This is a genomic window from Winogradskyella sediminis, assembly GCF_003387355.1.
GTDB lineage: Bacteria > Bacteroidota > Bacteroidia > Flavobacteriales > Flavobacteriaceae > Winogradskyella > Winogradskyella sediminis.
The window spans coordinates 1-3,469 of the sequence record NZ_QUNH01000017.1 but is presented as its reverse complement, the minus strand read 5'-3'; the positions used below and the strand labels follow the sequence as shown (position 1 = coordinate 3,469).

The following is a 3,469-nucleotide window of genomic DNA, read 5'->3' as shown; positions in this document are numbered from 1 at the left end:
TAAGATTAGCTCAAATTTTCGAAGTTGAAATTAGCGAAATCTTTACTTTGGAAGATTCAGATTGGGTTTAGGTCATATTACTGCCAACGGTCTCGGCTATGAGTAGTTGCGTGGGTTAGCACTTAACTTTGCAAGTACACACCAAGTTGGAAATTCCTGCGGAATTTCCAAAGAAGGCGAGAACAAGCAATTACTTATAGCCATTGTTGTGTGGCGTTTTTTTCTATTTTTCCTTATATTAATTTTTTCATACAGCCAAATCATCAGCTCTGATTTTTTTAGAATCGTTATCTTTTTGTTGCAACAAAGCAAATCCAAAAGTTAGAACTCCAACTCGACCAATAAACATTAAAATAATTATCAATGTTTTCCCAATGTTAGATAAATCTCCTGTAATTCCTGTGCTTAATCCAACAGTTCCTAAAGCGGATGCTACTTCAAATAATATGCTTTCAAAAGAAAAGTTTTCAAAGTAAGAAAGTAAAAATGAAAACAAGAAAATTAAACTCGTATAAAGCATAAAAGTAGATGTCGCAACATATATTCTCTCAAATGGAATAAGTCGGTTTAAAAATGTGATTTTTTTTTGACCAAACAATCGGCTTTTTAATATTGATAGCATTGCCGTTAATGTCGTTATTTTCATTCCTCCTGCTGTTCCCGAAGGCGAAGCTCCGATGTACATAAGAAAGGTTACAAGCAACAAAATTGGCAAGGATAATTCACCAATAGGTATAGTGTTGAACCCAACTGTTGTCATAGCTGACATTGCTTGAAAGAAAGATGTCATTAGTGAACTATTTGAGCCAAGAATAGATGATGACTCTGTTGTGTAAATGAGTAACGTACCTAAAAAAAGCAAAAACAAAAAGCCATAAACAATGATTTTAGTTGTAAACGAAATTTCTTTTGATTTACCCCTAATTCGATACCACAAATCTGTAATTACAATAAAACCCAAAGAACCTGAAATTGCTAATACAGAAATAATTGTATTAATAAAAGTATTGTCTTGATAGCTTTCGAAACCATCATTAAACAATCCAAATCCAGCTGTGCAAAAGGATGAAATACTATGAAAAATTGAAAACCAAATTGCTTTTAAACTTCCCATTCCAGAATTGGTAAAGGCAAAGTAGAAAAGTATAGCTCCAATTGTTTCCATTATTAGGGTAAAAACAATAACGCTTTTGATGAAATCTTTTATCTGAATTGTATTGGGTAAAGTAAATTCCGCACCTATTAATTTACTATGCCAATGCGTTATTTTTTTTGTGGTAAATATTAAATAGTATGTCGTTAGAGTCATATATCCAATTCCGCCAATTTGTATTAATACCATAATAACAAACTGACCGAAAAAATTATAGGAATCGAAAACGCTTATAGTTACAAGTCCAGTAGTAGAAATTGCAGAAGTCGAAATAAACAAATTATCTAAAAAGTATATGTCGGTTTTGTGAAATAAAGGAATAGACAGTAAAATAAATCCAATGAGCGTATACAAAAAGAATCCCCAAACTAAATTCATTTGAGGTGATTTACTAATTTGGAATTTTCGGTACCAATTAGATATTTTCTTGTATGTTTTATTTTCCATTTTTTGTATTCAGGTTTTTGTTTGTAAATGACACACAACGGTCTCGGCTATGAGTAGTTGCGTGGGTTAACGATTAACTTTGCAAGTACACACCAAGTTGGAAATTCCGCAGGAATTTCCAAAGTAGACGAGAACCAGCAATTACTTATAGCCATTGTTGTATGCAGTTATTTTATGAGTCTGAATGGATTCAGATATGTTTCGATTAATTCTTGTTCTTCGCCAAGATAAGTCAGTTGATAAGACCTATTTCCGACAAAGAAAATTTTGCCTTTAATTCCGCCTTTAACTCCTCTTGGAACATTCGCATCTGGATTTAAAGAGAATTCATAATAAATTCCTTTCAGATTATGTTGTTCGGTTGGCTCTTGTTTAGTCAATTTGAAAACTCCGCCATATTTTGCTTCAGTTGTCTTTAAAATTTGTTGATAGGCTTGGTCTTTGTCCCAAGATTTCATTACATATTCAGGAAAGTCAATATATTCAGCCATATATATCATTTGTTGTCCAGCAACTGCTTGATAATTATAGATTTTGTATTTGTCTGTCCCGATTTGATTATCTATAACTTGCAATTTTGGTTTCATTGGAAAGTCAATTATAAAATTCCCACTTTCAGAAGCATATTCGCCAGATTCAGTCTTATACATTTCAGTTTTGTCTTTCGACTGTGATTGACAAGAATTTAAAGTGAAAATTGTCAATAAGATAATCAGTAAGTTTTTTTTCATATAGTTTGGTTTTAATTGCATACAACGGTTTTGTGTATGGCTCGTTGCGGAAAATCAGCTATGATTTTCCGCCGTAACCGAAAGATAGCAAATTGCAATGAATTCCGATTAGGAATTCAGCCGCAATGAGCTATACACGTTGTTGGCGTGTCGTTTTTTATTATTCAGTTGTTTCGTATTCTTTTAAAGTTTTTCCGCTTTTCAATTTCCATTCTCGAAGTCCATTTGCATTTCTACCCATTAAAATAGCTGCAGCAGTTGATGGACTTGAAAACTCATAATCTCTGTCAAATACAAGTCCTTTTTCTGATTTGATTATTGTTTTATTTTCAATTAATCGTTCTCTTATGTTTTTAAGTGATTTCTGCATCGATTCAGTCGTGCTTGTTGCTACCTCACTATTTTTAAAAACAATAAATCCTTTTGAGCTTGGTATTCCAAATCCATTTGCTCCTCTTGCAGCTTTTATATAAAAAGTATTAGACTTTTTAGTCTTATTAGCTTCTGCGCTAACCAATGTTTCAAAAACTCGATGTCCTAAAGTATTGGTAAGAAGTTTTATGTTTTCAATAAATTCCTCCATTTCCGCTATTTCAGATTCCGATATCGAAGATTTTGAAGGAACTGTATTATTCTCTAATTCGTAATGATTAACTTTTTTGGTAATCTCATATAAGCGACTTTCTAAATATTTGATATGTGCTTTATTCAGATTTTCGTCTTTGCTTATGAATAATATAACTTCAGTCCAAAATTCTTTTTGAGAAACGTGTTGTTTTAGTCTGTCAATTATAGTTTCAGCCTCTCCAATGTAAACCAATCCTTTTCCATCCTCATTTTCTCCAAAGAGTAAATAGATTCCAGGATTCTGTAAATCTTCTCTTGAATATGATTCCTTAATCAGAATTCTCGGAATTTTATATGCTTTTCCTGTCCAATTGGAAAGCTCACAAGTCATTCTTCCATTAGGTTCTCCATCTATTAAAAACAACTTAATTGTCTTTCCAAATTTTCTCATTTAGTTCGGTTTTTTAAATGCACGCCAACGGTTTAGTATATGATTTGTAGCGTTGTTTCAGCCAGTAAGTTAGCAAATAATAATCGAAATAGAAAAACCGCGAGGTTTTTCGTGAGTAGG

General features: G+C 32.4%; 3 protein-coding genes. All 3 read right to left on the bottom strand.

Annotated elements, in window-relative coordinates; genetic code table 11:
- Window positions 1–247: 247 nt before the first annotated feature.
- Window positions 248–1,600 carry a TrkH family potassium uptake protein gene (locus C8N41_RS16615; RefSeq protein ID WP_115840099.1) on the bottom strand — a complete coding sequence of 451 codons (1,353 nt, stop codon included), beginning with the start codon at window positions 1,598–1,600 and terminating at the stop codon, window positions 248–250.
- A 167-nt stretch (window positions 1,601–1,767) separates the two neighbouring features.
- Complete coding sequence (locus C8N41_RS16610; RefSeq protein ID WP_147298985.1) at window positions 1,768–2,331, bottom strand: hypothetical protein; 564 nt, start codon at window positions 2,329–2,331, stop codon at window positions 1,768–1,770.
- 160 nt (window positions 2,332–2,491) lie between these two features.
- Window positions 2,492–3,349: a GIY-YIG nuclease family protein gene (locus tag C8N41_RS16605; protein WP_115840097.1), complete on the bottom strand. Its 858-nt coding sequence runs from the start codon at window positions 3,347–3,349 to the stop codon at window positions 2,492–2,494.
- Window positions 3,350–3,469: the final 120 nt, after the last annotated feature.